The sequence below is a fragment of the bacterium endosymbiont of Pedicinus badii genome (assembly GCF_002075085.1).
Classification (GTDB): Bacteria; Pseudomonadota; Gammaproteobacteria; order Enterobacterales; family Enterobacteriaceae; genus PRUG.
Genome location: NZ_LKAS01000001.1, coordinates 93,140 through 118,781 on the forward strand (window position 1 = coordinate 93,140; position 25,642 = coordinate 118,781).

29 protein-coding genes are annotated in these 25,642 nt (G+C 23.1%); 20 read left to right on the forward strand and 9 right to left on the reverse strand.

Annotation, left to right across the window (positions count from 1 at the left end):
• The first annotated feature begins 6 nt into the window (after window positions 1-6).
• The 12 genes from AOQ89_RS00515 (at window position 7) to AOQ89_RS00570 (ending at window position 8,390) form a co-directional block, all read left to right on the forward strand.
• Window positions 7-960, forward strand: a complete 954-nt coding sequence (locus tag AOQ89_RS00515; RefSeq protein ID WP_080872264.1) for a beta-ketoacyl-ACP synthase III — start codon at window positions 7-9, stop codon at window positions 958-960.
• Window positions 933-1,910, forward strand: a complete 978-nt coding sequence (fabD, locus tag AOQ89_RS00520) for an ACP S-malonyltransferase (RefSeq protein WP_080872267.1) — start codon at window positions 933-935, stop codon at window positions 1,908-1,910. The genes AOQ89_RS00515 and fabD overlap by 28 nt, the downstream gene beginning before the upstream one ends.
• Window positions 1,911-2,645 (forward strand): 3-oxoacyl-[acyl-carrier-protein] reductase, encoded by a 735-nt coding sequence (fabG, locus tag AOQ89_RS00525; protein WP_080872269.1) that lies wholly within the window; start codon window positions 1,911-1,913, stop codon window positions 2,643-2,645.
• Between the two features lie 73 nt (window positions 2,646-2,718).
• Window positions 2,719-2,955, forward strand: a complete 237-nt coding sequence (gene acpP, locus AOQ89_RS00530; protein WP_080872273.1) for an acyl carrier protein — start codon at window positions 2,719-2,721, stop codon at window positions 2,953-2,955.
• Between the two features lie 61 nt (window positions 2,956-3,016).
• On the forward strand, window positions 3,017-4,252 hold the full coding sequence (gene fabF / locus AOQ89_RS00535; RefSeq protein ID WP_280938071.1) for a beta-ketoacyl-ACP synthase II: 1,236 nt from the start codon (window positions 3,017-3,019) through the stop codon (window positions 4,250-4,252).
• Window positions 4,253-4,256: 4 nt separating this feature from the next.
• Window positions 4,257-5,060 carry an aminodeoxychorismate lyase gene (gene pabC / locus AOQ89_RS00540; protein WP_080872279.1) on the forward strand — a complete coding sequence of 268 codons (804 nt, stop codon included), beginning with the start codon at window positions 4,257-4,259 and terminating at the stop codon, window positions 5,058-5,060.
• A 26-nt stretch (window positions 5,061-5,086) separates the two neighbouring features.
• Window positions 5,087-5,698, forward strand: a complete 612-nt coding sequence (gene tmk / locus AOQ89_RS00545; RefSeq protein WP_280938072.1) for a dTMP kinase — start codon at window positions 5,087-5,089, stop codon at window positions 5,696-5,698.
• Window positions 5,699-5,811: 113 nt separating this feature from the next.
• Window positions 5,812-6,642 (forward strand): DNA polymerase III subunit delta' C-terminal domain-containing protein, encoded by an 831-nt coding sequence (locus AOQ89_RS00550; RefSeq protein ID WP_243469324.1) that lies wholly within the window; start codon window positions 5,812-5,814, stop codon window positions 6,640-6,642.
• Between the two features lie 26 nt (window positions 6,643-6,668).
• On the forward strand, window positions 6,669-7,445 hold the full coding sequence (locus AOQ89_RS00555) for a TatD family hydrolase (RefSeq protein WP_080872287.1): 777 nt from the start codon (window positions 6,669-6,671) through the stop codon (window positions 7,443-7,445).
• A gap of 17 nt (window positions 7,446-7,462) precedes the next feature.
• Window positions 7,463-7,807, forward strand: coding sequence for an HIT domain-containing protein (locus AOQ89_RS00560; RefSeq protein ID WP_080872289.1), 345 nt, complete (start codon window positions 7,463-7,465; stop codon window positions 7,805-7,807).
• Window positions 7,804-8,103, forward strand: coding sequence for a hypothetical protein (locus AOQ89_RS00565; protein WP_080872291.1), 300 nt, complete (start codon window positions 7,804-7,806; stop codon window positions 8,101-8,103). The genes AOQ89_RS00560 and AOQ89_RS00565 overlap by 4 nt, the downstream gene beginning before the upstream one ends.
• Window positions 8,100-8,390: a hypothetical protein gene (locus tag AOQ89_RS00570; RefSeq protein ID WP_080872296.1), complete on the forward strand. Its 291-nt coding sequence runs from the start codon at window positions 8,100-8,102 to the stop codon at window positions 8,388-8,390. The genes AOQ89_RS00565 and AOQ89_RS00570 overlap by 4 nt, the downstream gene beginning before the upstream one ends.
• Here AOQ89_RS00570 and AOQ89_RS00575 read toward each other — a convergent pair.
• Window positions 8,371-10,392 (reverse strand): DEAD/DEAH box helicase, encoded by a 2,022-nt coding sequence (locus AOQ89_RS00575; protein ID WP_080872301.1) that lies wholly within the window; start codon window positions 10,390-10,392, stop codon window positions 8,371-8,373. The two genes, AOQ89_RS00570 and AOQ89_RS00575, sit on opposite strands and share 20 nt — an antisense overlap.
• 84 nt (window positions 10,393-10,476) lie before the next feature.
• Between AOQ89_RS00575 and AOQ89_RS00580 the strand changes: the two genes are divergently transcribed.
• From AOQ89_RS00580 to AOQ89_RS00590, 3 genes are read left to right on the forward strand one after another with little or no spacing between them, the layout of a single operon-like run.
• Window positions 10,477-11,694, forward strand: coding sequence for an FtsX-like permease family protein (locus AOQ89_RS00580; protein WP_080872305.1), 1,218 nt, complete (start codon window positions 10,477-10,479; stop codon window positions 11,692-11,694).
• Window positions 11,687-12,346 carry an ABC transporter ATP-binding protein gene (locus AOQ89_RS00585; protein ID WP_080872310.1) on the forward strand — a complete coding sequence of 220 codons (660 nt, stop codon included), beginning with the start codon at window positions 11,687-11,689 and terminating at the stop codon, window positions 12,344-12,346. The genes AOQ89_RS00580 and AOQ89_RS00585 overlap by 8 nt, the downstream gene beginning before the upstream one ends.
• A complete protein-coding gene (locus tag AOQ89_RS00590; RefSeq protein WP_080872314.1) occupies window positions 12,347-13,546 on the forward strand; it encodes an FtsX-like permease family protein in 1,200 nt (399 codons plus the stop codon).
• Here AOQ89_RS00590 and purB read toward each other — a convergent pair.
• The 6 genes from purB to ispE are packed head-to-tail and all read right to left on the reverse strand — an operon-like array spanning window position 13,531 to window position 19,440.
• The gene (gene purB / locus AOQ89_RS00595; protein WP_080872319.1) at window positions 13,531-14,916 is read right to left on the reverse strand and encodes an adenylosuccinate lyase; all 1,386 of its coding nucleotides are present in this window, start codon (window positions 14,914-14,916) and stop codon (window positions 13,531-13,533) included. The genes AOQ89_RS00590 and purB overlap by 16 nt on opposite strands.
• On the reverse strand, window positions 14,913-16,001 hold the full coding sequence (mnmA, locus tag AOQ89_RS02985; protein ID WP_143715367.1) for a tRNA 2-thiouridine(34) synthase MnmA: 1,089 nt from the start codon (window positions 15,999-16,001) through the stop codon (window positions 14,913-14,915). Before mnmA ends, purB begins: the two co-directional genes overlap by 4 nt.
• A gap of 12 nt (window positions 16,002-16,013) precedes the next feature.
• Window positions 16,014-17,063: a redox-regulated ATPase YchF gene (gene ychF / locus AOQ89_RS02990; protein ID WP_143715368.1), complete on the reverse strand. Its 1,050-nt coding sequence runs from the start codon at window positions 17,061-17,063 to the stop codon at window positions 16,014-16,016.
• Between the two features lie 11 nt (window positions 17,064-17,074).
• Entirely contained in the window at window positions 17,075-17,605 is a 531-nt protein-coding gene (gene pth / locus AOQ89_RS00605) for an aminoacyl-tRNA hydrolase (protein ID WP_195909751.1), read from the reverse strand.
• Window positions 17,598-18,557 (reverse strand): ribose-phosphate pyrophosphokinase, encoded by a 960-nt coding sequence (locus tag AOQ89_RS00610; protein WP_080872326.1) that lies wholly within the window; start codon window positions 18,555-18,557, stop codon window positions 17,598-17,600. Before AOQ89_RS00610 ends, pth begins: the two co-directional genes overlap by 8 nt.
• A gap of 19 nt (window positions 18,558-18,576) precedes the next feature.
• Window positions 18,577-19,440, reverse strand: a complete 864-nt coding sequence (ispE, locus tag AOQ89_RS00615) for a 4-(cytidine 5'-diphospho)-2-C-methyl-D-erythritol kinase (protein ID WP_080872332.1) — start codon at window positions 19,438-19,440, stop codon at window positions 18,577-18,579.
• Between the two features lie 73 nt (window positions 19,441-19,513).
• Between ispE and prfA the strand changes: the two genes are divergently transcribed.
• From prfA to kdsA, 3 genes are read left to right on the forward strand one after another with little or no spacing between them, the layout of a single operon-like run.
• Window positions 19,514-20,584 (forward strand): peptide chain release factor 1, encoded by a 1,071-nt coding sequence (prfA, locus tag AOQ89_RS00620; protein ID WP_080872626.1) that lies wholly within the window; start codon window positions 19,514-19,516, stop codon window positions 20,582-20,584.
• A 1-nt stretch (window position 20,585) separates the two neighbouring features.
• Window positions 20,586-21,443, forward strand: a complete 858-nt coding sequence (gene prmC, locus AOQ89_RS00625; protein ID WP_195909752.1) for a peptide chain release factor N(5)-glutamine methyltransferase — start codon at window positions 20,586-20,588, stop codon at window positions 21,441-21,443.
• Window positions 21,440-22,306 carry a 3-deoxy-8-phosphooctulonate synthase gene (gene kdsA, locus AOQ89_RS00630; protein ID WP_080872338.1) on the forward strand — a complete coding sequence of 289 codons (867 nt, stop codon included), beginning with the start codon at window positions 21,440-21,442 and terminating at the stop codon, window positions 22,304-22,306. Before prmC ends, kdsA begins: the two co-directional genes overlap by 4 nt.
• On the opposite strand, the gene nadE is transcribed toward kdsA, so the two are convergent.
• Complete coding sequence (gene nadE / locus AOQ89_RS00635) at window positions 22,303-23,100, reverse strand: ammonia-dependent NAD(+) synthetase (RefSeq protein ID WP_080872340.1); 798 nt, start codon at window positions 23,098-23,100, stop codon at window positions 22,303-22,305. The two genes, kdsA and nadE, sit on opposite strands and share 4 nt — an antisense overlap.
• 1 nt (window position 23,101) lies before the next feature.
• Window positions 23,102-23,521 carry a metal-dependent hydrolase gene (locus AOQ89_RS03095; RefSeq protein ID WP_425356349.1) on the reverse strand — a complete coding sequence of 140 codons (420 nt, stop codon included), beginning with the start codon at window positions 23,519-23,521 and terminating at the stop codon, window positions 23,102-23,104.
• On the opposite strand from AOQ89_RS03095, the gene AOQ89_RS03060 reads away from it, so the two are divergent.
• Together AOQ89_RS03060 and thrS are read left to right on the forward strand one after the other, a co-directional pair.
• A complete protein-coding gene (locus AOQ89_RS03060; protein WP_280938066.1) occupies window positions 23,499-23,633 on the forward strand; it encodes a hypothetical protein in 135 nt (44 codons plus the stop codon). The genes AOQ89_RS03095 and AOQ89_RS03060 overlap by 23 nt on opposite strands.
• A 107-nt stretch (window positions 23,634-23,740) precedes the next feature.
• Window positions 23,741-25,630 carry a threonine--tRNA ligase gene (gene thrS / locus AOQ89_RS00645; RefSeq protein ID WP_080872342.1) on the forward strand — a complete coding sequence of 630 codons (1,890 nt, stop codon included), beginning with the start codon at window positions 23,741-23,743 and terminating at the stop codon, window positions 25,628-25,630.
• The last annotated feature ends 12 nt before the right edge of the window (window positions 25,631-25,642 follow it).

Consider the following 25,642-nt stretch of genomic DNA (forward strand, 5'->3'; position numbering starts at 1 on the left):
AAATTCATGTTTACTAAAATTATAGGTACTGGAGGCTATCTTCCAAAAAAAATTCTTTCTAATTTCGATTTAGAAAAATTCATAAATACTTCAAATGAGTGGATATTTTTAAGAACTGGAATTAGAGAAAGACGTATTGCTAGCTTTAATGAAACAGTTTCTAGCATGGGAGAAAAAGCTGCTAAAAAAGCTATAAAAATGGCTGGTATAAATCCGAAAAGTATCAGTATGATAATAGTTGCAACGACATCTTCAGATTATGCTTTTCCTAGCTCAGCTTGTCAAATTCAACACTATTTAGGAATTAGAGATAGTATTGCCTTCGATTTATCAGCTGCATGTGCAGGTTTTTCTTATGCTTTAAGTATAGCTGATAATTATATGAAAAATGGATCAATAAAATATGCATTAGTAGTAGGTTCTGATATTCTAAGTAGAGTAATAGATCCAAATGATAAAAAGACAATTATTTTGTTTGGAGACGGTGCAGGAGCAGTAGTTTTAAAAAAATCTAAAATTCCTGGAATTATTGCAACTCATTTACATGCGAATGGGAAATACGGAAATTTACTAAAATTGCCTAATTTTATGTATCAATCTAAATATTCTTATCTAACCATGTCTGGAAAAAAAGTGTTTAAAATAGCTGTCAAAAATCTTACTAAGATTACTAAAGAAACAATAAAAAAAAATAAAATCAACTATAGAGAAATTGATTGGTTTATACCTCATCAAGCAAATTTGAGAATTATAAAAGCAATTATAAAAAAATTAAAATTTAAAATTAGCCAAAAGAAAATAATAATTACCTTAGATAAACATGGAAATACTTCTTCTGCTTCTATTCCATTAGCATTGGATCAAGCTGTAAGAGACGGAAGAATAAAACCTGGACAATTAGTACTTTTAGAAGCTTTTGGAGGAGGATTTACTTGGGGATCTGCACTGATTCGTTTTTAAAAAAAAAAAACAGAAAATTTGCTTTTGTTTTTCCTGGTCAAGGATCGCAAGAAGTAGGGATGCTATCTCAACTCTACAGTAGTTATCAAATAGTAAAAAGAATATTTCTAGAGTCTTCAGAAATACTAGGATACGATCTTTGGGGAATCATCAAAAATAATACAAAAAATTCTTTGCATACTAGTTCTATTATTCAACCTGCTATATTAACTTGTTCTTATGCTATATGGAAAGTATGGAAATATTTCTGTAATTTGAATCCATCTTATATGATGGGTCATAGTTTAGGAGAGTATTCTGCTTTGGTTTGTTCTGAAAGTATAGATTTTAGTACTGCAATTAAATTAGTACGATTTAGAGGAAAAATAATGCAAGATTTTTCTAAAAAAATAGGATTTTCAATGTTTGCAGTTATTGGAAAAAATTGCCAGAGAATTATGAATCTTTATAAAGATTATTTAAATAGCAAAAATATATATTTAACGAATTTTAACTCTTATGATCAAGTAGTTATCTGTGGAAAAGAAAAATCTATTTGTATTTTGGAAGAAAAAAAAATTTTTGAGAACTTTAAATTTTTTAAAATTCCAATGAATGTACTTTCTCATTGTAAAGTTATGAAATCCACTTCTACTAAGTTATTTCGTTTTTTAAAAAAAATAAATTTTTGTAAACCAAAAATTCCTATAGTGAGTAGTATAAATAAAAATAAAATAATAAAAAAAGAAGAAATTAAAAAATATTTAACGCAACAAATGTACAAATCAATTAATTGGATGAACATGATTAATTATTTAAAAAAAAGAAAAATAAAAAAAATTTTTGAAATTGGTCCGAAAAATATTTTAACTAGAATTACGAAAAATTATTTAGATAAAGATAGTTTAATAATGCCTATTAATAGCAAAGATTCTTTATTAAAAGCAATAATGAAAATAAAGGAAAACTAAATGGAATTTGAAAATAAAATTGTTCTTGTTACAGGAGCTAGCAGAGGAATCGGTTACGAAATAGCAAAAATGTTTTCTAATAAAGGAGCAATAGTAGTTGGAACTTCCACAAATAAACTTGGTATTTCAAAAATTGAGAAAATTTTTAAAAAAAATGTTTTTGCAATGAAACTAGATGTTTCTAATTTTCAAAATATTAAAAAATTTTTCGAAAAATTCTATAATAAATTTAATAATATAGACATACTAGTAAATAATGCAGGAATTATTAAAGACAATCTTCTCATAAGAATGAAAATAGATGACTGGAATCAAGTACTTCAAATAAATTTGCATTCTATTTTTTACATTTCTAAAATTGTAGTTTATAGAATGTTGAAAAAAAAGTTTGGTAGAATTATTAATATTAGTTCTTTAATAGCTGATTCTGGAAATATTGGACAGAGCAATTATTCTACTTCTAAATCTGGTTTAATAGGATTTAGTAAGTCTTTAGCAAGAGAAGTAGCTTCAAGAAATATAACTGTCAATGTAGTTTCTCCTGGATTTATAAAAACAGATATGACAAAGAAAATGGATTGCTTAAGAAAAAGAGAGATACTGAAGAGTATACCTATGAATCGATTTGGAGAAGCTAAGGAAGTAGCAAATGTAGTGCTTTTTCTTGCTTCTGAAAAATCTTCTTATATAACTGGAGAAACTATACACATCAATGGTGGTATTTATATGAGATAAAAACAATAAATTTTTATTTACTAAAGCAAATAGTTTATATTATAAGAATTTTATAATATATTTTGGATGAAAAATGAATAGTATAGAAAAAAAAGTTAAAAAAATTATTGTTGAGCAATTGGGAGTAAAAAAAGAAGAAGTTGTGAATACAGCATCTTTTGTAGAAGATTTGGGAGCAGATTCTTTGGATACTGTTGAGTTAGTAATGGCTTTAGAAGAAGAATTCGATATAGAAATACCAGATGAAGAAGCAGAAAAAATTACTACTGTTCAAGCTGCTATTGATTTTATTAAAAAAAATAAAAAATAGATTTTTTGGGCAATCTTATTTTATAAAGATTGCCCAAAAATGGAGGAATATATTGAAAAAAATTCGTAGAGTAGTTATCACAGGAATTGGAATGATTACTCCATTAGGTAATAGTGTAAAATCTACTTGGAAAAATATTATTAATGGGAAAAGTGGAATAGATTTAATAAAAAGTTTTGATGTTTCTCAATATCCAACTCGTTTTGCAGGAATTATAAAAAATTTTAACTCTAGCATGTATTTTTCTAAGAAAGAAGCAAAAAAAATGGATGAATTTATTCAGTACGGAGTTGCTGCTGGAATTCAAGCTATACAAGATTCAGGAATATCAATAAATTCTGAAAATTCAAACCGTATAGGAATTTCTATAGGATCTGGAATTGGAGGTCTACAATTAATAGAAGAAAATTATAAAATCCTTTTAAAAAAAGGACCAAAAAAAATTAGTCCCTTTTTCGTACCAGCTACAATTATCAACATGATTTCTGGATGTCTATCAATTAAATGTGGAATAACAGGACCAAATATTTCTATATCTACTGCCTGTGCAACTGGATTGCATAACATTGGATATGCAGCAAGAACAATAGTAAACAGAGATGCTGACATTATGATTGCTGGTGGATCAGAAAAAGGTACTACTCCTTTAGGAATAGGAGGATTTAGTGCCGCTAGAGCTCTTTCTACAAGAAACGAAGATCCAAAATCTGCTAGTAGACCTTGGGATAAAGATAGAGATGGATTTGTTTTAGGAGATGGAGCAGGAGCGGTAGTACTAGAAGAATATGAGTGCGCAAAAAAAAGAGGAGCTAATATTTACGCAGAATTAGTTGGATTTGGAATGAGCAGTGATGCTTATCATATAACTTTGCCTCCTAAAAATGGTTTTGGAGCTTACTTATCTATGAAAAATGCTTTACAGGATGCTAATATTTCTTATGATAAAATAGATTATATTAATGCTCATGGCACTTCCACTATTGCTGGTGATAAATCAGAAACAGAATCTGTAAAAAGAGTTTTCTTAAAACATGCAAAAAAAGTTATGATTAGTTCTACTAAATCTATGACAGGACATCTTTTAGGTGCAGCGGGAGCAGTGGAATCAATTTTTTCAATTCTCTCTATAAAAAATAAAGTTATTCCTCCTACAATAAATTTAGAAAATCCAGACAAAGATTGTGATTTAGACTACGTTCCAAAAGAAGCAAGAGAAGTAAAAAATGTAAAGTATGTTTTATGCAATTCTTTCGGATTTGGAGGATCTAATGGATCCTTAGTATTTAAGTATTTGTAAAAATATGTATTGGATAAATGGAAAAAAAACAAAAATAGTACCCATAAACAATAGAATATTGAATTTTGGAGACGGATTTTTTACTACTGCTAGAATTTATAGAGGAAAGGTAGAAGATCTTGATCTGCATTTAAAGAGATTATTATTCTCCGCAAAAAAATTGTATTTTAAAAAGTTTGAAATTCTTAAAGTAAAAAGTCAAATATTAAAAGTATCTAAAAATATAAAAAAAGATGGAGTTATTAAAGTTATTATTGGAAGGAATAATAATAAAAATTTTGAGTATAGTATTAAAGGTTGTATAGGTTTTTTTTGTATTTTATTTTTTAGGAAAATTTCTAAAAAATACAAATTTTGGAAAAAGAATGGCATTAAATTGCATTTTTGTCCTATTAATCTATCTTTTAATAAAATTGTATCTGGAATAAAATGTATTAGTAGACTAGAATATGTATTGATAAATAGATATATAGAAAGTAAAAAATTAGAAGAAGTAATTTTAACAGACAATCAAGGGTATTTAATAGAATGTTCTAATTCTAATATATTTTGGAGAATAAAAAATACTGTATATACACCTGATTTACAAAAATCAGGAATACCTGGTATTATAAGACAAAAAATACTGTCTAAGTTTCCTATTTTTGGATACAATATAAAAATAGTGAAAGAAAAAAAAAGTATTTTAAAAATAGCAGATGAAGTATTTATTACAAACTCTGTTTTTAAAATCGTATTCATAAAAGAAATAGAGAAAATTGTGTATAAAAGTAGAAAAATCTATAATATTTTGAATAGTATTTTATAAATTATGAAAAAAAAAAAGAAAAATTTATTGTTGTAGAAGGAATAGACGGATCTGGAAAAACGACTTTTGTAAAAAAGATAGTAGAATTTTTTAAGAGACTAGGTATAAAAAAGATTATCTCTACTAAAGATCCAGGTGGTACTAAAGTATCAAAAGAAATAAGAAAAATACTACTTGAGGAGAGAGACGAAAAAATAGACAAGTATACAGAACTTTTGCTTTTATATGCATCTAGAATACAAATAGTAAAAAACGTTATTATTCCTAAATTACAAAATGATTTTATAGTAGTTAGTGATAGATATAATATATCAACTTTGGCCTATCAAGTATCTGGAAGAGGAATAAAAAAAAAATTTATTAAATATTTAGAGTTATTTTTGCCAAAAATTTTAAAACCTAGTATTATAATCTATTTAGATATACATCCTAAAGAAGCAGTAAAGAGAATTATAAAAGCAAGAAAATTAGATAAAATTGAAAAAAATTCTTTTTTATTTTTTAATAAAATAAGAAATAGTTATATTAAATTATCTAAAAAAGAAAATTTTTTTCTCATTGATGCACAACAAAGCATAAAAAAAATTGATAAAGAAATTCAAAAAATACTTACTAATTGGTATGAAAAATATACTTAAAAAATATACTTGGTTATCTAGAGAATATAAAAAATCTTTTTATTTACTAAAAAAAAAAGTCTATATTAATTTATAGTAATTTTAAAAATAAGATAAAAAATATATGTTTTAAAATTTGTCAAAATATTTTGTGTGAAAATAAGGAAATTTATTCTTGTGAAATTTGTAAGGCATGCAAATTATTTAAAAGTTATTTACATAAGAGATTTTTTTATTTTTCTTTTAAAAAAAGTTTTACAAAAGAGAAAATAGAAGAAGTACTTTTATTTCTTTCAAAAAATACTTATAAAGGTTTTGAAAAAAAAGAAAAAACTGTATTTTTGATCACTAATATTTCTATATTATCAGATATAAATCAGAAAATACTTTCAAAAATTATTAGTCCTTCTAAAAAAAATTTATATTTTTTACTTAGTTCAGAAAGTTATAAAAAAAATTTTTATTTTTATAAAAGTCTTATTCCTATAATCAATATACCACCTCCAAGTGAAGAAAATGCAATAAAATGGATAAAAAGAAAATTTTTTTTAACAAAAGACGAAATTACTTTTGCAGTAAGAATTTCTGAAAATTATCCAATTGAAGCAGAAAGAGTATTGAAAAAAATATGGAAAGATAGGAAAAATTTTTGTTCTATTTTAAATAGATCTATTCTGAATAGAGATCCCATAGATTTGTTTCTATTTTTTTATAAAAAAAAATACAAAACTATATTTTTATACTGGACAGTATCTTTTATAATAGATGCAGTAAAATGGAAAGCAGGAATAAAAAATTTCTTCTTTAATACTGATTGTATTTATATAATAAAAAATATTGGAGATAAATTCTCTACAAATTTTCTATTATCTACTATAGTGAAATGGATTGATACAATAAAGATTATAGAAAAAGAAGAAAATATTGGAAGAGAAATGCTTATACTAAATAATTTAATTTTTTAAAATTCTAAATTTTTTTAGAGGTATTTATGTTTTTAGTGGATTCGCATTGTCACATTGATAAAATAAATGCTAAAAAAATAGGTAAAAATATTTCAGAAATAATAGAAAAAGCGAAAAAAAATCAAGTTCAGTATTTTTTATGTGTTTGCACAGAAATAAAAAATTTTCATAGTATGACTAAAATTCTTAAAAATTATAAAAATGTATTTTTTTCTTGCGGACAGCATCCTTTATATTTAAAAAATAGTTATGATTTTGATTTATTTATGCAGTTTTCTAAAGAAAAAAAAGTTATAGCTATAGGAGAAACAGGATTAGATTTTTTAAAAGATAATAATAAAAAAGTTCAAGAAAATTCTTTTATAGAACATATAGATGTTGCAAAAAAAATTAAAAAACCTATTATAGTTCATTCAAGATATGCAAAAAAAAGAACAATTGAAATTCTAAAAGATAATCAAGTCGATAAGTGTGGAGGTATATTGCATTGTTTTTCAGAAGATAAAAAAATGGCAAAAGATTTATTAGATATGGGATTTTATATTTCTTTTTCTGGTATTATCACTTTTAAAAAGAACAGAAAAATAGAAGAAGTTGTAAAATATATTCCAAAAGATAGGATACTAATAGAAACAGATTCTCCATTTTTATCTCCAAATCCTGTACGAAAAGAAGAAAATCAACCTGCAAACGTTCGATACATTGCTAAAAAAATATCTGAAATTCGTGATGATGATATTAAAGATGTGTATTACTATACTTCAAATAATTTTTTTTCACTTTTTAATATGAAATTTCCTTAAAATTAAATAAAATGAATATGAAAAATAGTAAAAAGAGTGTTTTTTTAGAAATTATTAGTAAGAAATCTAGTAAAATTTTATATCAAGACAATTACGTGACAGCATTTAGAGATATTAATCCTAAAGCTCCAGTACATATACTAATTGTTAGTAATGAATTAATACCTACTTTGAATAATATTAAAAGCAGACATAAAAATTTATTTAGTAGTTTTTTTCTAGCAGCAAAAAAAATAGCAAAGAAAGAAAAAATTAGTGATTCTGGATATAGAATAGTTATTAATTGCAATAAGGATGCTGGACAAGAAATATATCACTTACATATGCACCTTTTAGGTGGGAAAAAATTAAAAAAAATATGAAAATTTTTATTTTTTTTATTCTACTTTTTAAAAAAATTTTGTATGTATACCAAAATAATTTTTTTTGTATAGAAAAAAAAAATTTTTTTTTCAAAAATTTTTATTTTATAAATTATGAAAAAAATCAAGAAAATTTTTTAAAAAATAAAAAATTTACTAATGTTAGAAAAGATTTAGTTAATGTTTTTAAGACAATTAAAGAAAAATTATCTACTAAAGAAAGAGGAAAATTATTTATAGAAATTAGAAGAAAAAATTTTTTTCAGAATTTTTTTTTGAAAATAGAATACGTTTGATTATAGAAACAATTTTTAAAAAAGAACTTAGAGAATACTTCGAGGAAATTTGTATAGAAAAAATACAAAAAATTAAAAAGGATAATAAAATTCATGAAGATACTATACAGTCTTTGGAATTGATATTTAAAATTGCAGAACTTTTAGATGCTAGATACATACTTCTATGTGAAGTACAAAAAAAAGAAAATGATCAAATAGAAGAGCATTTAGAAATGCAATTTCAAATAATTTCTACAGAAAGTAGAGAAATTATATGGAATTCTTCTATACTATACTTTCGATAATTTTTTTAATTTCTTTAATTCTGAGCTCATAGTCTAAAATTTTTTTTCTAAACTGTATCATTCTTTCTTTGTTAGAAATACTAAATTTTTCGTATTTACTCAAATAAATAAGTTTTCTAGTTTTAATTTTATTTTTTTTATAAAATTTCAAAATTACTAGTTCTCCATCGAAAAACAATTTTTTAATTCCAATTTTCCTACAAAGTATTTTTATTTCTGCTATTTTCAATAAAAATATGGTTTCTTTAGGAACAGAACCAAATTTTTTTTCTAATTCTATTTTTAGTTTTTCTATTTCTTTTTTTGAAGAAAGATCTGCAATTTTTTTATAAAATTCTATTCTTAAATTTGGATTTTTTATATATTTTTTAGGAAAATTTGTAGGAACTAAAATTTCTACTTCAGTAGTTTTATCGTATTGTTCAAAAGCATACGAAACTTTTTTTTTATTTTTTAAGTTTTCTATAGCTTTTTTTAAAAAATACAAATGCATATTTATACCTATTGAATGAATAATTCCACTTTGTTTTTTTCCTAGTATTTCTCCTGATCCTCTATTTTTTAAATCTTGATAAGATAAATGTAAACCTATTTGTTTATTTTTTTTACTAATTCTTAAAAAAGTGCGTATCCTATTTTTTGAAGTATTGCTGATATTTTTCGAGGTTATAATGTATATAAAAGAACTTCTTTTAGATCTTCCTACTCTTCCTTTTAATTGATATAATTGCGACAATCCAAAATTTTCTCCTTTCTCAATGAAAATGGTATTTACATTAGGTATATCTAAACCTATTTCTATTATTGTAGTACATACAAGTAAATCAAACTTTTTTTTATAAAAATTTTTTACTATTTTTTGTAAAATTTTTTTTTCCATATCACCATGGATAAAAGCTATTTGAATACTAGGAATTATATTTTTTATTTCATGTATAGTTTTTTGGATTTTTTTTATTCTATTTTGAATGTAAAATATTTGTCCTCCTCTAGAAATTTCTCGTAAAATTGCTTTTTTAATAGTATTTTTTTTATATTTTAGAATAAAAATTTTTGTAGGAATTCTATCTTTTGGAAAGGTAGAAATTTTTGAAATACTCATAAATTTGCTAATTACCATACTAGTAGTTCTAGGTATAGGAGTAGCACTTATTAGTAGTGTATCTATATTTTTTCCAATAGATTTCTGTATTTTTTCTTTTTCTAAAACTCCAAATTTATGTTCTTCATCTATAATAAGTAATCCTAAGTCAAACCAAAATACCTTAGAATATAGTATTTTGTGTGTACTAATAACGATATCTACTAGTCCATATTTAATCGAATCAAAAATTTTTTTCTTTTCTTTTCCATTTTCAAATTTAGAGTAAATTGCTGTACTTATAGAATATTTAAGAAGTCTTTTTTTAAAATTATGAAAATGTTGTTTTGCTAAAATAGTGCTAGGAACTAAAAAAAGAGTTTGTTTTTTGTTTTTCGAAGCTATAAATGCGGCGTGCATAGCCACTTCTGTTTTTCCAACTCCCGAATCTCCACATAAGAGTCTATTCATAGGATAGTTTCTATGCATATCTTTTTTTATTTCTAAAATTGCTTTTTTCTGTTCTTTCGTTAATTTATAGGGAGAATTTTCATAAAATTCTATATAACTATTTATACTACAATTGAAAGAAAAACTTTTTTTACGAAATCGATTTGCGTATATTTCGAACAACTCTTTTGCTATTTTTTTAGTTAATTCAATATTTTTTTCTATTTTTCTCTTCCAAGAAAAACTTCTTAAACTATCTAATACAATTTTTTTATTATCAAAATTTTTGTATTTCTTAACTAAATCTAAAGAACTTATCGGAACATATAACTTATCTTGATCCGCATATTGCAAAACAATGTACTCACTTTCTATTTTTCTATTTATAATTGTTTCTGTTCCTAAATACTTTCCTAACCCGTACTTTAAATGTACTAAAATATCTTTATTTTTAAATCTATTTTTTTGCATGAGTGTTAATTAAGATAAATTTTTAATTTCCTAATTTTTTTTTTTTTAATATACTAATTTATAATAAATATTTGGAAATACCTAATGTGCAAAAATTATATACTTTACATTATAATAAAGAAATTGCAATATAAAAAAATAAGAAAATCTAAAAAATTAGTTTCTTTCATTTTTTCTTTTAGTATTATATTTGGTGTATCATTTACTATATTTATAGTGTCATTTATAAATGGTTTTGAAAACACATTTGAAAAGAAAGTGCTGAGATTCATTCCACACATTATACTAAAAAGTAAAAAAGAAGAGATAGATAAAAAAGAAATTTTTAAAATTTTTAATAAAATAGAAAAAAAATCTCTTTTACAAATAGAAAAAATAGTTCCTTTAGAAAGAAAAGAAATAATACTATACAATAAGAAAAATTTTTTTTATGTGAATTTATTAGGAATAGAGGATATAGAAAAGAATCTATTTTTTACAAAAAAATTTTTTCTACTGAAAAATCAAAAGAATTATGTAGATAATTTTTTATACATTAGTTCTTATCTATCTAATAAAATTCGTGCAAATATTGGAGAAAAAATAAAATTTATTTTGCCTAATTTTAAGTACGATAGTATTCTACAAAATTTTTTTTCTCCAAAAATTTTTACTATTTCTGGAATTTTTGAAACAGAAAGTGAAATAGATTTTAATTTTGTTTTTACAGAAAAAAAAAATTTAAAAAACCTATTTGGAAATGATAGTACTTCAGAAGTTTACATTTTTATTAAAAAACCGAATGAATTTTACAATTTGAAAAAAATAAAATCCTATATTCCAAATCAATACATAGTAAAAGATTGGAAAGAAACAAAATCTTCTTTATTCAATGCAGTAAAATTAGAAAAGTATACTACAGTTGTATTATTTTCTTTGGTACTTTTAGTTTCTATATTTAATATTATCACAATAGTATTATTCAATTCTTTAGAAAAAAATAGAGAAATTTATATATTTCGTATGCAAGGAATGACAAAAAAAAAAATACTCTATATATATATCTTAAAAGAAATTTTTATTGGAATTATTGCAACTCTTTTCGGTGTTTTAGTAGGATTTTTGCTAACTAAAAATATTAATTTTGTACTCTATTTTTTAAATATTTTTGATAAAAATACTTTTCTCCCTTATTTAATAAACTTTAATCAAATTTTTTATATAGCAATTTTTTTTATTATTTTAATTGCTTTATCTACAGTTTTATCTATTTCGTATACAATTAATCATTCTCATTCATTAAAATATTTAAAAGATGAGTAAAAAAAAATTACTAATTTGTAAAAATTTAGTTAAAAAATATAAAAATAGTAAAATTTTGGCTTTATCTAAAATTAATCTAGAATTGGATTATGGAGAAATTTTGGTAATTTCCGGAAAATCTGGATCTGGAAAAAGTACGTTATTAAGTTTGATAGCTAAATTTGAAGAACCAACTCTTGGAAATATATATTTTAAAGGAATTCTTCTAAAAAAAATTTCAGATAAAAATATGTCTATTTTAAGAAATAGAAATATAGGATTTATACATCAATTTCATTATCTTCTATCAGATTTTTCTATTTTAGAAAATGTTATGCTTCCATCTTTAATATACGGTAATAAAATAAAAGAATCCGAAAAAAAAGCAAAAGTACTACTAAAAAAATTCGGACTTTATGAAAAAATACATTTTTTTCCAGGAGAATTATCTGGAGGAGAAAATCAAAGAGTTGCTATTGCAAGAGCTATAGTTAACCATCCTGATCTAATTTTAGCAGATGAGCCTACTGGAAATTTAGATAAAGAAAATACAGAAATTGTAATAGAAATTTTCAAAAAAATAAATAGGGAGTATAAAACTTCAATCATTATCGTTACACACGATAAGAAAATTATAAATACATTCAAAAAAAATATAGTAATAAAAAAATAAATGTTTACTTTTCCTATTTCTTTAAAATTTGCTCTAAAATTTAGTAAAACAAAAAATAACAAAAATAAATTCTTAGTATCCGTTATATCTATAATAGGAATTACGATAGGAACGGCTGTATTAATTATTTCTATAGGAGTTATGAACGGATTTGAAAAAGAAATTAGTAGGTATATATCTTCTAAAATTTTACACGGCAACATACTTTTGGATAATACAACTTCTGTAACACTTAAAAAAATTAATGAACTTAATCAAAATAAAGACTACTTTCTTATACCGTACATTCAGTTTTCTGGAGTAGTAAAACATAAAAATCAACTTCATGTTATTAATATGCATGGAATACCGTATTTTTCTGAAAAATACTTAGGATTAGAAACAAAAAATATAGGAGAAAATGAAATTTTTATTAGTAAAAAAATTTCTGATTTGTTGAAATTAAATATAGGAGATCATATAGAATTGTTTTTTTTTTCTGAAAAAAAAGAAAAAAATATAAAAAGTATCAGAATAAAAATAAAAAAAATAGTTTTTTTAGAAGAAGAATTTGATAAAGGAATGGGTTGGATTTCTTTAAAATATGCACAAAAAATCCTAAATAAATTAAACAGAATAGATGGAATTTTCGTAAAAGTACAAAAAATATTCGAAACTACTAAAATAATTAAAAAAATAAAGAAAAATTTAAAAGAAAAAATAACTTATTATTATACTTGGTTGGACACACATGGATACATATACCAAGATATACAAACAGTTAGATATATAGTGTTTTTATCAGTTTTCTCAATTATGTTTCTTTCTTTTCTAAATATAGCGTTTGTTATGATTATTTCTATAAAGGAAAAAAGTATAGAAATAGTAATTTTACAATCTTTAGGAGCTAAAAAAAGTTTTATACACAGAATTTTTTTTTGGTATAGTTTTATAATTTCTGGTATAGGAAATATCTTAGGTTTTTTAATAGGAGCTATAATTGCTAAAAATCTTTTTCCTATAGTGGAATTTTTAGAAAAAACTCTTTTTCAAAATAAAGTTTTTTTTAAAGAAACTTACTTTATAGAAGAGTTTACTCCAGAAATAGAAGTTTTTGAAATATTTTTACTATTCTTTATTTCCTTATTTTTTTGTATAATTTTTAGTCTTTATCCAACTTATTTGGTAACGAGAAAAAAAATAAGCTATTTTTTAAAATAGTAAAAAAAATTTTTCAAAATTTTTTTAGAAATTCCAATATATTTTTCTGGTCGTAGAGAATATAGTCTATTTTTCTCTTTTTCTGTAACTGGAATATTTTTAATAATTTCTCTAATTTTATTTTTATCTATTTTATTTTCATGAAAGATGTTTTTTATTTTTTCGTAAGAATCAGAAATTTTATTTTTTCTCATTATTGTTTGTATAGGTTCTAAAAGAATTTTCCAATTTTTTTCTATATCTTTTGTAATATTTTTTTGATTTATGCGTAACTTTTTAAATCCATGAAGAAAAATTCTATAAGACTGTATAGAATGAGCTATAGAAACTCCTAAATTTCTTAAAATTGTTGAATCTTTTAAATCTCTTTGCCATCTTGATACAGTTGCATTATTAATTATGCAATTCATTATTGCATTAGATATTTCTAAATTTCCTTCTGAATTTTCAAATTCAATTGGATTTATTTTGTGAGGCATTGTAGATGAACCAATTTCTTGCTTATTAGAATTTTTTTTGAAGTATCCTATTGCGTTGTATCTCCAAATATCTCTATTAATTTGAATAAGAATATTATTGAATCTTACGATACAACTTAGATATTCTGCAATATAGTCGTGAGGTTCTATTTGAGTAGTATACGGATTCCAAGAAATTCCTAGATCTTCCACGAATTTTTTTGAAAATTTTTCCCAATCAATTTTTGGGTATGCAAAAGTATGAGCATTAAAACTTCCTATAGCTCCATTAATTTTTCCTAAAATCTTTGTTTTTTTCAATTGTTTATATTGTCTTAATAATCTATAAGAAAAGTTTATTATTTCCTTACACAAAGTAGTAGGAATAGCAACTTCTCCATGAGTTCTTCCAAGAATAACAGTATTTTTATTAAAAAAAGCAAAAATATTAATAACACTAATTATTTTTTTCCATATGGGTAAAATAAAAAATTTTTTTGTTTTTAGTAAAATAATTGCATAAGAAAGATTATTAATATCTTCAGAAGTACATGCAAAATGTATAAATTCTTTGTATAGAGAAATACGAAAATTTTTACTAATTTTTTCTTTTATAAAGTATTCAATAGATTTTACATCATGATTAGTTTTTTTTTCTATTTCTTTTATTTTTTTTGCATCTTGCAAATTAAAAAAACGATAGATATTATCAAGAAAATTTACTTCTTTTTTTGTAAATTTCGGAATTTCTTTTATTCTTTTATAAAAAGAGAGTTTCTTAAACCATTCTATTTCAATAAATATTCTATTTTTAATTAATCCGTACTCACTAAACATAGATCTTAAAAAAAATAGATTTTTTCCATATCTTCCATCTATAGGAGAAATAGCTGTTAATTCTGATAGTTTCATACTAGTTTCTTAAAATTATTTTGTATAATTCCTCCTCCTATGCAGCAATTTTTTACATAAAATACTATTGATTGTCCTATTGTTGCTGCATAAACTGGATTTTTGAATACTGCGTATACAGATTTCGTATTTTTATTTTTTTTCAAAATACATTTTTCTTCTTTTTGTTGGTATCTAATTTTTGCTTTGCATTTTATAGGTAGTCTAAAAAAATTTTTATTTATCATATGAAAATTTTTAATTTTTATAATTTTAGAAAATAAATCTAGGTTATTTTTTCCTTGTGAAACGAATAAAAAGTTCTTTTTTATGTCTTTTTTTACTACATACCAAGGAAAATTTTGGAAACCTTTTTTTCCTCCAATTCTGATTCCTTTTCTTTGTCCTATGGTATATAAATGAAGTCCATTATGCAATCCTAATTCTTCTCCAGTACTAGAAACTATTTTCCCTGGATTTTTCGGTATGTATTTCTTAATAAAATTTTGAAATTTTTTTTCCCCTATAAAACAAATTCCTGTAGAACTTTTTTTTTTTGCATTAATTAATCTTAAATTTTTTGCTATTTTTCTTACTATTTTCTTTTTTAAATGTCCTATAGGAAATAAACATTTTGAAATTTGCTTTTCATTTAGACTATATAAGAAATAACTTTGATCTTTTTTTTGATCTTTCCCTTTTATTAAGAAGGTTCTGTTTTGGATTACTAATTTTCTTACGTAATGTCCAGTGGCTATGTAATTTGCATTTAGTTGTTCTATTGCGAAGTTTAAAAAAACTTTAAATTTTATTTCTTTATTACAAAGTATATCTGGATTTGGAGTATATCCACTTTTGTAATCTAAAATAAATTTTTTAAAAACTTTTTCCCAATATTCGTAAGAAAAATTTATTTTTTCTATAGGTATTCCTAATTTTTTGCAAACCATTTGAGAGATTAAAAAATCTTTTTTTGAATCGCAATTTTGATCTTCTTCCCAGTTTTGCATAAATACTGCTTCTACTTGATATCCAATTTTTTTTAGCATCCAAGCAGCAATAGAAGAATCTACTCCACCAGAAATTCCAATTACTACTTTTTTCATTGTTATAAAATTCTATATTTTAAATAAAAATTTTATTATATCTCCATCCTTTATGATATAATTTTTTCCTTCTAAACGAATTTTTCCAAAATTTCTAGCATTCTTTATCCCTTTACAATTTACATAATCTTTATACGATACAACTTCTGCTCTTATGAAGCCCCTTTGGATATCAGAATGTATTTTTTTTGCTGCTTGAAAAGCATTACAATCTTTTTTAATAGTCCAGGATTTTATTTCTTTTTCTCCTACTGTGAAAAAAGTTTTTAAATTAAGCATTTTATATGTTAAGTAAATAATTTGATTCAACTTTTTATTTTTATAATATTGATTATTTAAATTTTTTCTGCAATCTAAAAATTCTTTTTTTATACATATTGTAATAAACTTTTCACTTTTTAAATATGACTTTACTTTTTCAAGTTTTTTACATTCAGTATTATGCAATCTATTTTTGTTTTCATTTTTATTTAAAATATAAATAGTTGGTTTAAAAGTTAAAAAATTTAATTTTTGCACTTCTTTTTTTTCTACTTCAGAAAAATGGGATTTTCTTAAAAGATTTCCTTCATTTAAATATTTAAAACATTTTTCTAGTATGCATGATTCTTTTTTTTCATCTTGATTTTTTATGTATTTTTCACACAATAGTAAATCCGAAAGAATTAATTCTGTATTAATTGTGTCAATATCATTTATTGGACTAATATTTCCATTAATATGAAAAATATCTTTATTTTGAAAACAAAGTACTACATGAAGTAGTGCATTAGATAATCGAATTTGTGAAAGAAACTTGTTTCCCAATCCTTCTCCTTTGTAGGAATTTTTTATTAATCCAGCTATATCAAAGAAATCAATCGTAGAATACGTATTTTTTTTTGATTTTACAATACTTTGTAATAGTTCTATTCTTTCATCAAAAAGAATTGCCTTTCCAATATTTGGCTCTATTGTGCAAAAAGGAAAATTTTTAGAATTTACATTCATACTAGTTAAAGAATTAAATAAAGTAGATTTTCCTACATTAGGAAAACCTATAATTCCACATTTAAATCCCATTTAACATTTCCTTAGTTGTATATTAAATACTGTTTGGATTTTATAGAAATTTTAATACAATTTTTAATAATTTTTTTCTCTTTTTCAGAAAAATTTTTTAGTACAAAATCAGAAATATCAGTCTTATTTTTTGGTCTTCCAATTCCTATTTTGATTCTATAAAAATCTTTATTTTTTAGAATTTCTATTATATTTTTTACACCATTATGACCATTATGATATTTTCCAAAACAAATCTTTATTTTTCCTATAGGAAGATCAATTTCATCATGTACAATAGCAATTTCTTTATTAGAAAATTTATAAAAATTTTTTACTTTTTCTACAGAAATTCCATTAAGATTCATGAATAGATCTGGTACTAATAAATTTATTTTTTTTTTTTCTATAAAACTGGTAAGGTATCCAAAAAAATATTTCTTTCTAGAAAATACTTTTTTTTTATGTTTTGCTAATTCTTTTAAGTATATTTTCCCAATATTATGTCTAGTGCTTTCGTATTTTTTTCCTGGATTTGATAGTCCTACTAGTAATTTAATCATATATTTCAGTTTTAAACATTTCTGATATTGATTCCTCATTGCTAATTCTTCTAATTGCTTCTGCAAGCATATTAGCAACAGTTAATACAGAAATTTTAGATAAATTTTTTATGTTATTATTCAGTGGTATTGTATCACAAACTATAATTTGATCTATTGTAGATTTTTGAATATTCTTGTAAGAATTGCCTGAAAATATAGGATGAGTAGCATATGCAAAAACTCTTTTAGCTTTTCTTAGTTTAAGTGCTTCTGAAGCTTTACAAAGTGTACCAGCAGTATCTATAATATCATCTATCAATAAACAGTCTCTGTTTTCCACTTCTCCTATTATGTTCATAACTTCAGAGACATTGGCTTTCTGTCTTCTTTTATCAACTACAGCAATGTCAATATCACTTAATAATTTTGCAATTGCTCTAGCTCTTGCTACTCCTCCAATATCTGGAGAAACAACAATAGGATTTTCTAATTTTCTTTTTTTTATATCTTCTAATAAAATAGAACTTCCAAAAACATTATCTACTGGAACATCAAAAAAACCTTGTATTTGTTCTGCGTGAAGATCAATTGTTAGCATTCTGTCTATACCTACACTAGATAAAAAATCTGCAACAATTTTAGCAGTAATTGGAACTCTTGCAGAACGTACTCTTCTATCTTGTCTTGCATATCCAAAATATGGAATTACAGCTGTAATTCTTCCTGCAGAGGCTCTTCTTAAAGCATCTATCATAACTGCTAATTCCATAAGATTATCATTTGTTGGAAAGCATGTTGATTGTATTATAAATATGTCATCTCCTCTAACATTTTCGTTAATTTGAACATTTACTTCCCCATCTTTAAATTTTCCTACAGAAGCTTTTCCTATACCAATTTTTAATTTATTTGCTATTTTTTTTGATAATTTTGGATTAGAATTTCCAGAAAATAGTTTCATTTTTGTCATAAATTTATTCCTAAAAATTTTAATTGCAAACAGAAAGAATTTTTTTTACAATTTCTTGAACTTTTTTCAAGGGAGAAAAATTTATTCCTTTTACTAATATACAATCCATCCATTTTGGAATTTTTGAAAGAACTTTTTTAGCTTCTTTTTTTTTATTGAATGCTGAAAAAACGCAAGATCCACTGCCTGTTATGCTAGAAGGAGCAAACTTAGATAGCCAAAAAATATATTTTTTTAGTATTTGAAATTTTTTTATTATAACTGTTTCTAAATCATTAGAAAATATTTTTTCTATTGTTTCTTTTTTTGTTGTGTTTTTTTCAAATAAAAAAAAAGCTTCTTTTGTAGAAATTCTTATTGGAGGAATAGCAATTACATACCAATTTTCGAATAAGTTAATTTTTTTTAATTTTTCTCCTCTACCTTCTGCATACGAAGAAAATCCTCTAACAAATATAGGCACATCAGATCCAACTTTTTGAGCAATTTCTAGTAGTTTTTTTATTTTTATATTACATTTCCATAAAATGTTTAAAGCTACTAAAGTAGTAGCTGCATTTGAAGATCCTCCTCCCATTCCAGATCCAATAGGAATATTTTTTTTCACTATTTTAATGTTAACTCCTGGAAGAATTCCATATTTTTTATAATGGTATTTTTGAAGTAATTTAGCTGCTACAGTAATTAAATTATTTTTATTTTTTATTCCAAAAATAGGATTTATAATTTTAATTTTCTTACTTTTATTTACAAAAAATTTTATATAATCACAATAATTTATTATTTGAAAAATAGTTTTTATATTATAAAATCCATCTTTTCTTTTGTTTAAAATTTTAAGAAAAAGATTAATTTTTGCAGGACAAGGCCATATTATATTCATATCAATTAATAAAATTTTTATTTTTTATTTTTTCAATATCTTATATAATTTTTTAAAAATTTTTAAAATTAAAATGCACACTAAAATTATAAAAAAAATTGATTCTTTAAAAGAAAAAAAGAGAGAAATTGAAAATATTTTTAAAAATAAGAAAATTTTTTCAAATTATAAAGAGTTTGTAGAACTTTCTAAAAAATACAAAAAAATTAAAAGTATTGTAGATTGTTTTGACAGTTGGAATGAAATTAAAAAAGAGATTTCTTCTGTTAAAAGTTTGTTATGTGATAAAGCTTTCAAAGATATAGCAAAGGAAGAAATTGAAAAGTTAAATGCTATAAAAAAGAAAAAAGAAAAAAAAATAAATTTTTTATTGCTTCCGAATGATCCAAATGATAAGTTAGGATGTTTTTTAGAAATTAGATCAGCTACTGGAGGGGAAGAAGCAGCTCTTTTCGCTAAAGATTTATTCAAAATGTATAGTAGATTTGCAGAAGATAGTCATTGGGATATTAAAATAATCAGTTTACAATACGGAGAAAAACTTGGATATAAAGAAATAATAGCAAAAATTTCTTCTAAAAATTCTTATAAAATTCTTAAATTTGAATCTGGAGGACACAGAGTACAAAGAATACCAGAAACAGAGTCACAAGGAAGAATTCATACTTCTTCTTGTACTGTAGCAGTCATTCCTGATTTACCTAAAGAATCTCTTCCAAAAATAGATTTTTCAGATTTAAAAATAGATACTTTTAGATCTTCTGGAGCTGGAGGACAACATGTAAATACTACAGATTCAGCAATTAGAATTACGCATATTCCAACTGGTATTGTAGTTGAATGCCAAAATGAAAGATCACAGCATAAAAATAAATCTAAGGCAATAGAAATTTTACAAAATCGTCTTATTTCTATGAAAATTAAACAAAAAAGAGAGAAGGAATCTATAGAAAGAAAAATTCTTTTAGGAACTGGAGAAAGATCGGATAGAATTAGAACATACAATTATCCTAAAGGAAGAATCACAGATCATAGAATAAATAAAAACTTTTATCAGTTAGAAGAAATTATGAGAGGAAAATTAGACATAATTTTAGATGCAATCTTACAATTTAACAGAATTAATCAAATTTCTTCTTTATAAAATGACTACTATACTAGATTGGAAAAAAAATATAATGTTGAATTTTCAAAAGAATTTTCAAGAAAGGTCTATATCTCTTTTAGAAATTGATATGATACTGAAAAAAGTTCTTAATATGACTGATTTAGAAATTATTACTAAAGAAAATTTAAAAATACAAAAAAATAAATTAAAAATTTTAGATTGTGCAGTACAAAGAAGAATTTTGGGAGAACCAATTGAATATATACTAAAGGAAAAAAATTTCTATCATTTAACTTTACAAACCAGTGAAAAAGTTTTTATACCAAGAAAAGATACAGAATTAATAATAGATATAGCACTAAAATTTTTTAAAAATAGAAAAATTAGAATTTTAGATTTAGGATCTGGAATTGGTACAATATCTATATGTTTAGCTTCAAAAAGAAAAAATTGGAATATACTTGGAGTTGATATAAATCCTTATGCAATTAAATTATCTAAAAAAAATGCGAAAAATTTAAAATTAAAAAATGTAAAATTTTTGAAAAGTAATTGGTTCAATGCTATAAAGAATCTTATTTTTGATATTCTAATAAGCAATCCTCCTTATATAGGAGGAAAAGATAAGCATCTAGTAAATTTAAAGTACGAACCAAAAAATTCTCTTATTTCTGGAATGAATGGGTTGAGATCTATCAAATACATATGCAAAAAATCTAAAAAATTTTTAAAAAAGCATGGTATTCTTATTATAGAACATGGATATAATCAATCAAAGTATGTTCAGTACTTCATGAAAAAGTCTGGATTTTATAATATTCGAACCTTCTTAGATATAGAAAATAGAGAAAGAATCACTTTAGCAACTAAAAGCAGAATTTTTAAACAATTATGAAACAAATAACTATAAAAATTAGAGACATAAAAATTTCGAATTCTAGATCTTTTGTTTTATTTGGAGGCATAAATGTATTAGAATCTTATGAAATTTCCGAAATAATTTGTGAGCATTTTATCAATATAACAAAAAAATTGAAAATACCTTATGTATTTAAAGCATCTTTTGATAAAGCGAATAGAACTCACTATAAATCTTATAGAGGAGTAGGATTGAAAAATGGAATGAAGATTTTTAAAAAGTTAAAAGATAAATTCAATGTTTTAATTATGACGGATGTACACGAAAGAGAACAAGTAAAAATAGTTAAAAATTTTGTTGATATTATACAAATACCTGCTTTTTTAGCTAGACAAACTGATTTAATTGAAGAAATTGCAAAATCTGGAATGCCTATTAATGTAAAAAAACCTCAATTTTTAAGTCATGAGCAAGTGAAATATATAATAGAGAAAATAAGAAATTTTGGAAATAAAAAAATTATTTTATGCGAAAGAGGAAATGTTTTTGGGTACGAAAATTTAGTAGTTGATATGCTTGGATTCAATATTATAAAGGTTGTTTCTAATGGATTACCAGTAATTTTTGATGCTAGTCATTCATTACAAAAAAGAAATTCAAAAAATAAGAAATCTTGTTCTGGAAGGAATTGGCAAATTTTTAATTTATCTCAGTCAGCCATTTGTTCAAGAATTGCAGGATTGTTTGTTGAATCTTACTTTAATCCAGAAGATGCTAAATGTGATGGATTTTCTTCTCTTCCAATCAAAGAATTGGAAAATTTTCTTCAACAAATAAAAAAAGTAGATACTTTAATAAAGTCTTTTCCAGAAAAAAGAATAGGTAAAGTTGAATTTTAGATTTTAAATACTACATTTCTTTTATGTAAAGAATATAGATATAGATTTTCTATAATTTTTTCATATTCTTTTTTGATTTTTTTTCCTTCTAAATATCTATCAATGTTCTTATAAGAAATTCCTATTGCTTTTTCATCAGAAACAAAAGGAAAAGAGTCTTCTAAACCAGACATTGGAGTTTTTTTATACAATATTTCTGGACATTTAAGATATTGAAGAATTTTTTTTCCTTGTCTTTTATTCAAATGAATTATGGGATTTATATCAACTGCATTATCTCCATATTTAGTAAAATATCCTGTTACTAATTCACAAGCATTTAAAGTTCCTACTACTATTCCAGAGTATATATTAGATATTAAGTATTCAATTTTGGCTCTTTCTCTAGATTTTAAATTGCCTTTTATTTTTTCATTGATAGGTATATTTTTTTTTTTTAAAACACTGATAGTGTTTTCTACTATACTTTTAATATCAATTTTTATAATTTTATCTGGATTAATAAAATTAATTGCTTTTTCACAGTCTTTTTCATCTATTTGTTTTCCAAATGGCATTCTTAATGCAATTAAAAAAACAGAAGAACTTTTTTTTTTTCTTATTTCAGAAATAGCAGATTGGCAAATTTTAGCTGTTAAAGTAGAGTCTTGTCCTCCACTGATTCCAATTATTAAAGATTTTATATTTCTATTATTTTGTATGTATTTTTGAATTTTTTTTTTAATTCCTCTAAATTCAGTTTCAGGAAAAATTTTTTGTTTTACGTTTAATTGAGATATAATCAACTTTTGCATTTTATTTAAAAAGTACGTTAATTTTTTGTATAACTAGCTTTATAGCATAAAAAATATATTTTTCAAATACAATAAGTATAATAGATAAAAAAATTCCAAAATAAGACTCTTTTTTTTCATTTTTAGAACGTAGTATTGGAATGCTAAAATATATTCGAAATGGCCAAAATATTGGTACTCCAAAAGGAGTAAAAAAATCTGCTAGAATATGTCCTAAGTATCCTATATAAATTCCATAAAATATACTTTTATAAAGACATTTTTCAAATATAGATGTAAAAAAATATACTATAGATACTGCTAACAGACTATGCGTAAAATCTCTATGACCAAAAAATTTAGAAATAGGAAAAGAAATAAATTTTACTCTCTTTCCTATTGTAGATTTAGGATGATCGATGTCTGGAAATAAAAAAGAAATTAGATTTCCTAAAAATACAAAATTCCATTCTAAATTTTGTAAAATCTCGAAATATAAAGAAATTTTTTTATTTAGTAGTGTGAAGAATATAGAAAAAAAAAATGTCCTTTAAATTTCATATTTTTTAAAATTAAAATCTGACTTCTAAATAATTGTATTATACTCTAACTTATTTAAAATTTTTATTTTAAGTAAATCTTACTGAAATTAAGGATTTCAATGATAGATATGAATTTTACTATAAAAAATATACATTTAAAAAATTCTAGTTCTTTTAAAAAAGTTTTCGAATCTTTAGATAAAAAAATAAAAAAAATGTATGTAGCAGCAAAAATTAATGAAAACTTTATTTATTTTTCTGAAAATTTGAAAAAAAATTCTAAAATAAAAATTATTACTTATTTAGAAAAAGAAGGAATAAAAATTGCAAATTATTTTTATGCTTATTTGTTAGGATTTGCTCTAAAAAAAACTTTTCCTAATATTAAAAGAAGAATTTTTGGAATAGAAGAAAAGAAATTTTTCTATGAATTTTCTTTTGATAAAAAAATAGAAAAAAAATATTGTTTAACATTAGAACAAGAAATGCAAAAAATATTTTTAGAAAATGCATTTTATATTAAAAAATTTTCTTTAAAAGAAGCAATAAATTTTTTTTCAGAAAAAAAAGAAGAGCATAAAATAGAATATATAAAAAAATACTTTTTAAAAAAAAATAGTATTTTTTTAATTTTCTATAAGAATTTTGCAGAAATAGCTAAAATTCCTTGCATATTAGAGAATAAAAAATTCTATTTCAAAATAAAAAAAATTAAATTTGTATCACAAGAAAAAAATAAGAAAAAAAAATTTATACAAAAAATTTTAGGAAAAGTCTATATAGATCGATATCACAAAGAAAATAATTCAATAATTGAAGAAAGAGATCATAGAAAAATAGCTAAAATTTTAGATTTATACCATATTGAAGAAACTTCTCCTGGAATGATTTTTTGGCATGATAATGGATGGACCATTTTTAAAGAATTAAAGAAATTAATTAGAGAAAAATTAAAAAAATTTTCTTATCAAGAAGTGAAATGCTCTTTTATGACGGATAAAAAAATTTGGGAAACTACAGGACATTGGAAAAATTACAAAAAATATATATTTACAACGAATTTAGAAAAAAAAGTATACTGTATAAAGCCTATGAATTGTCCTTCTCATGCACAGATTTTTAAAAATAAAATTCGTTCTTATAAAGACCTACCATTAAGAATTGCAGAATTTGGAAATTGTCATAGAAATGAGCCTTCTGGATCATTACATGGTCTTTTTAGAACTAGATGCTTTACCCAAGATGACGGACATATATTCTGTACTATAGAACAATCTGAAAAAGAAATTAGTGATTGTATTCAAATGATATACGAAACCTATAAAATATTTAATTTTAAAAATATAGAAGTAAAATTATCTACCAGACCAAAAAATAGGGTAGGAAAAGAAGAAATTTGGGAGATAGCAGAAAAAAAACTAAAATTTGTATTAGAAAAAAATAAAATTAGTTTTTCTGATCAAATTGGAGAAGGAGCATTTTATGGTCCAAAAATTGAATTTATACTGTTGGATTCTTTAAATAGAGAATGGCAATGTGGTACAATACAGTTAGATTTTTTCTTACCGAAATATTTAAATGTAAATTATATAGATAAGAATAACGAAAAAAAAAATCCTGTTATGATTCATAGAGCAATACTAGGATCAATAGAAAGATTTATAGGAATTATAACAGAAGAATATTATGGAAAATATCCAGTTTGGATTTCTCCTGTTCAAGTAGTTGTAATTAGTATAAGTTCAAAATATGACAAATACGTAAAATATGTAGAAAATGAACTAAATTTTCATAATATTAGAGTAAAAACAGATCTTAGAAACGAAAATTTGAATTTTAAAATTAGAGAAAATATACTATTAAGAATCCCATATATAATTATATGCGGAAAAAAAGAGAGCAGTACTAATACAATATCTATTCGAAAAAGAAACGAAAAAGAAATAAAAAATTTACAAATTAAAGAATTTCTAAAAATGGTAGAATTAGAAATACTTTATAAAAGGTAAAGGAGAAATATA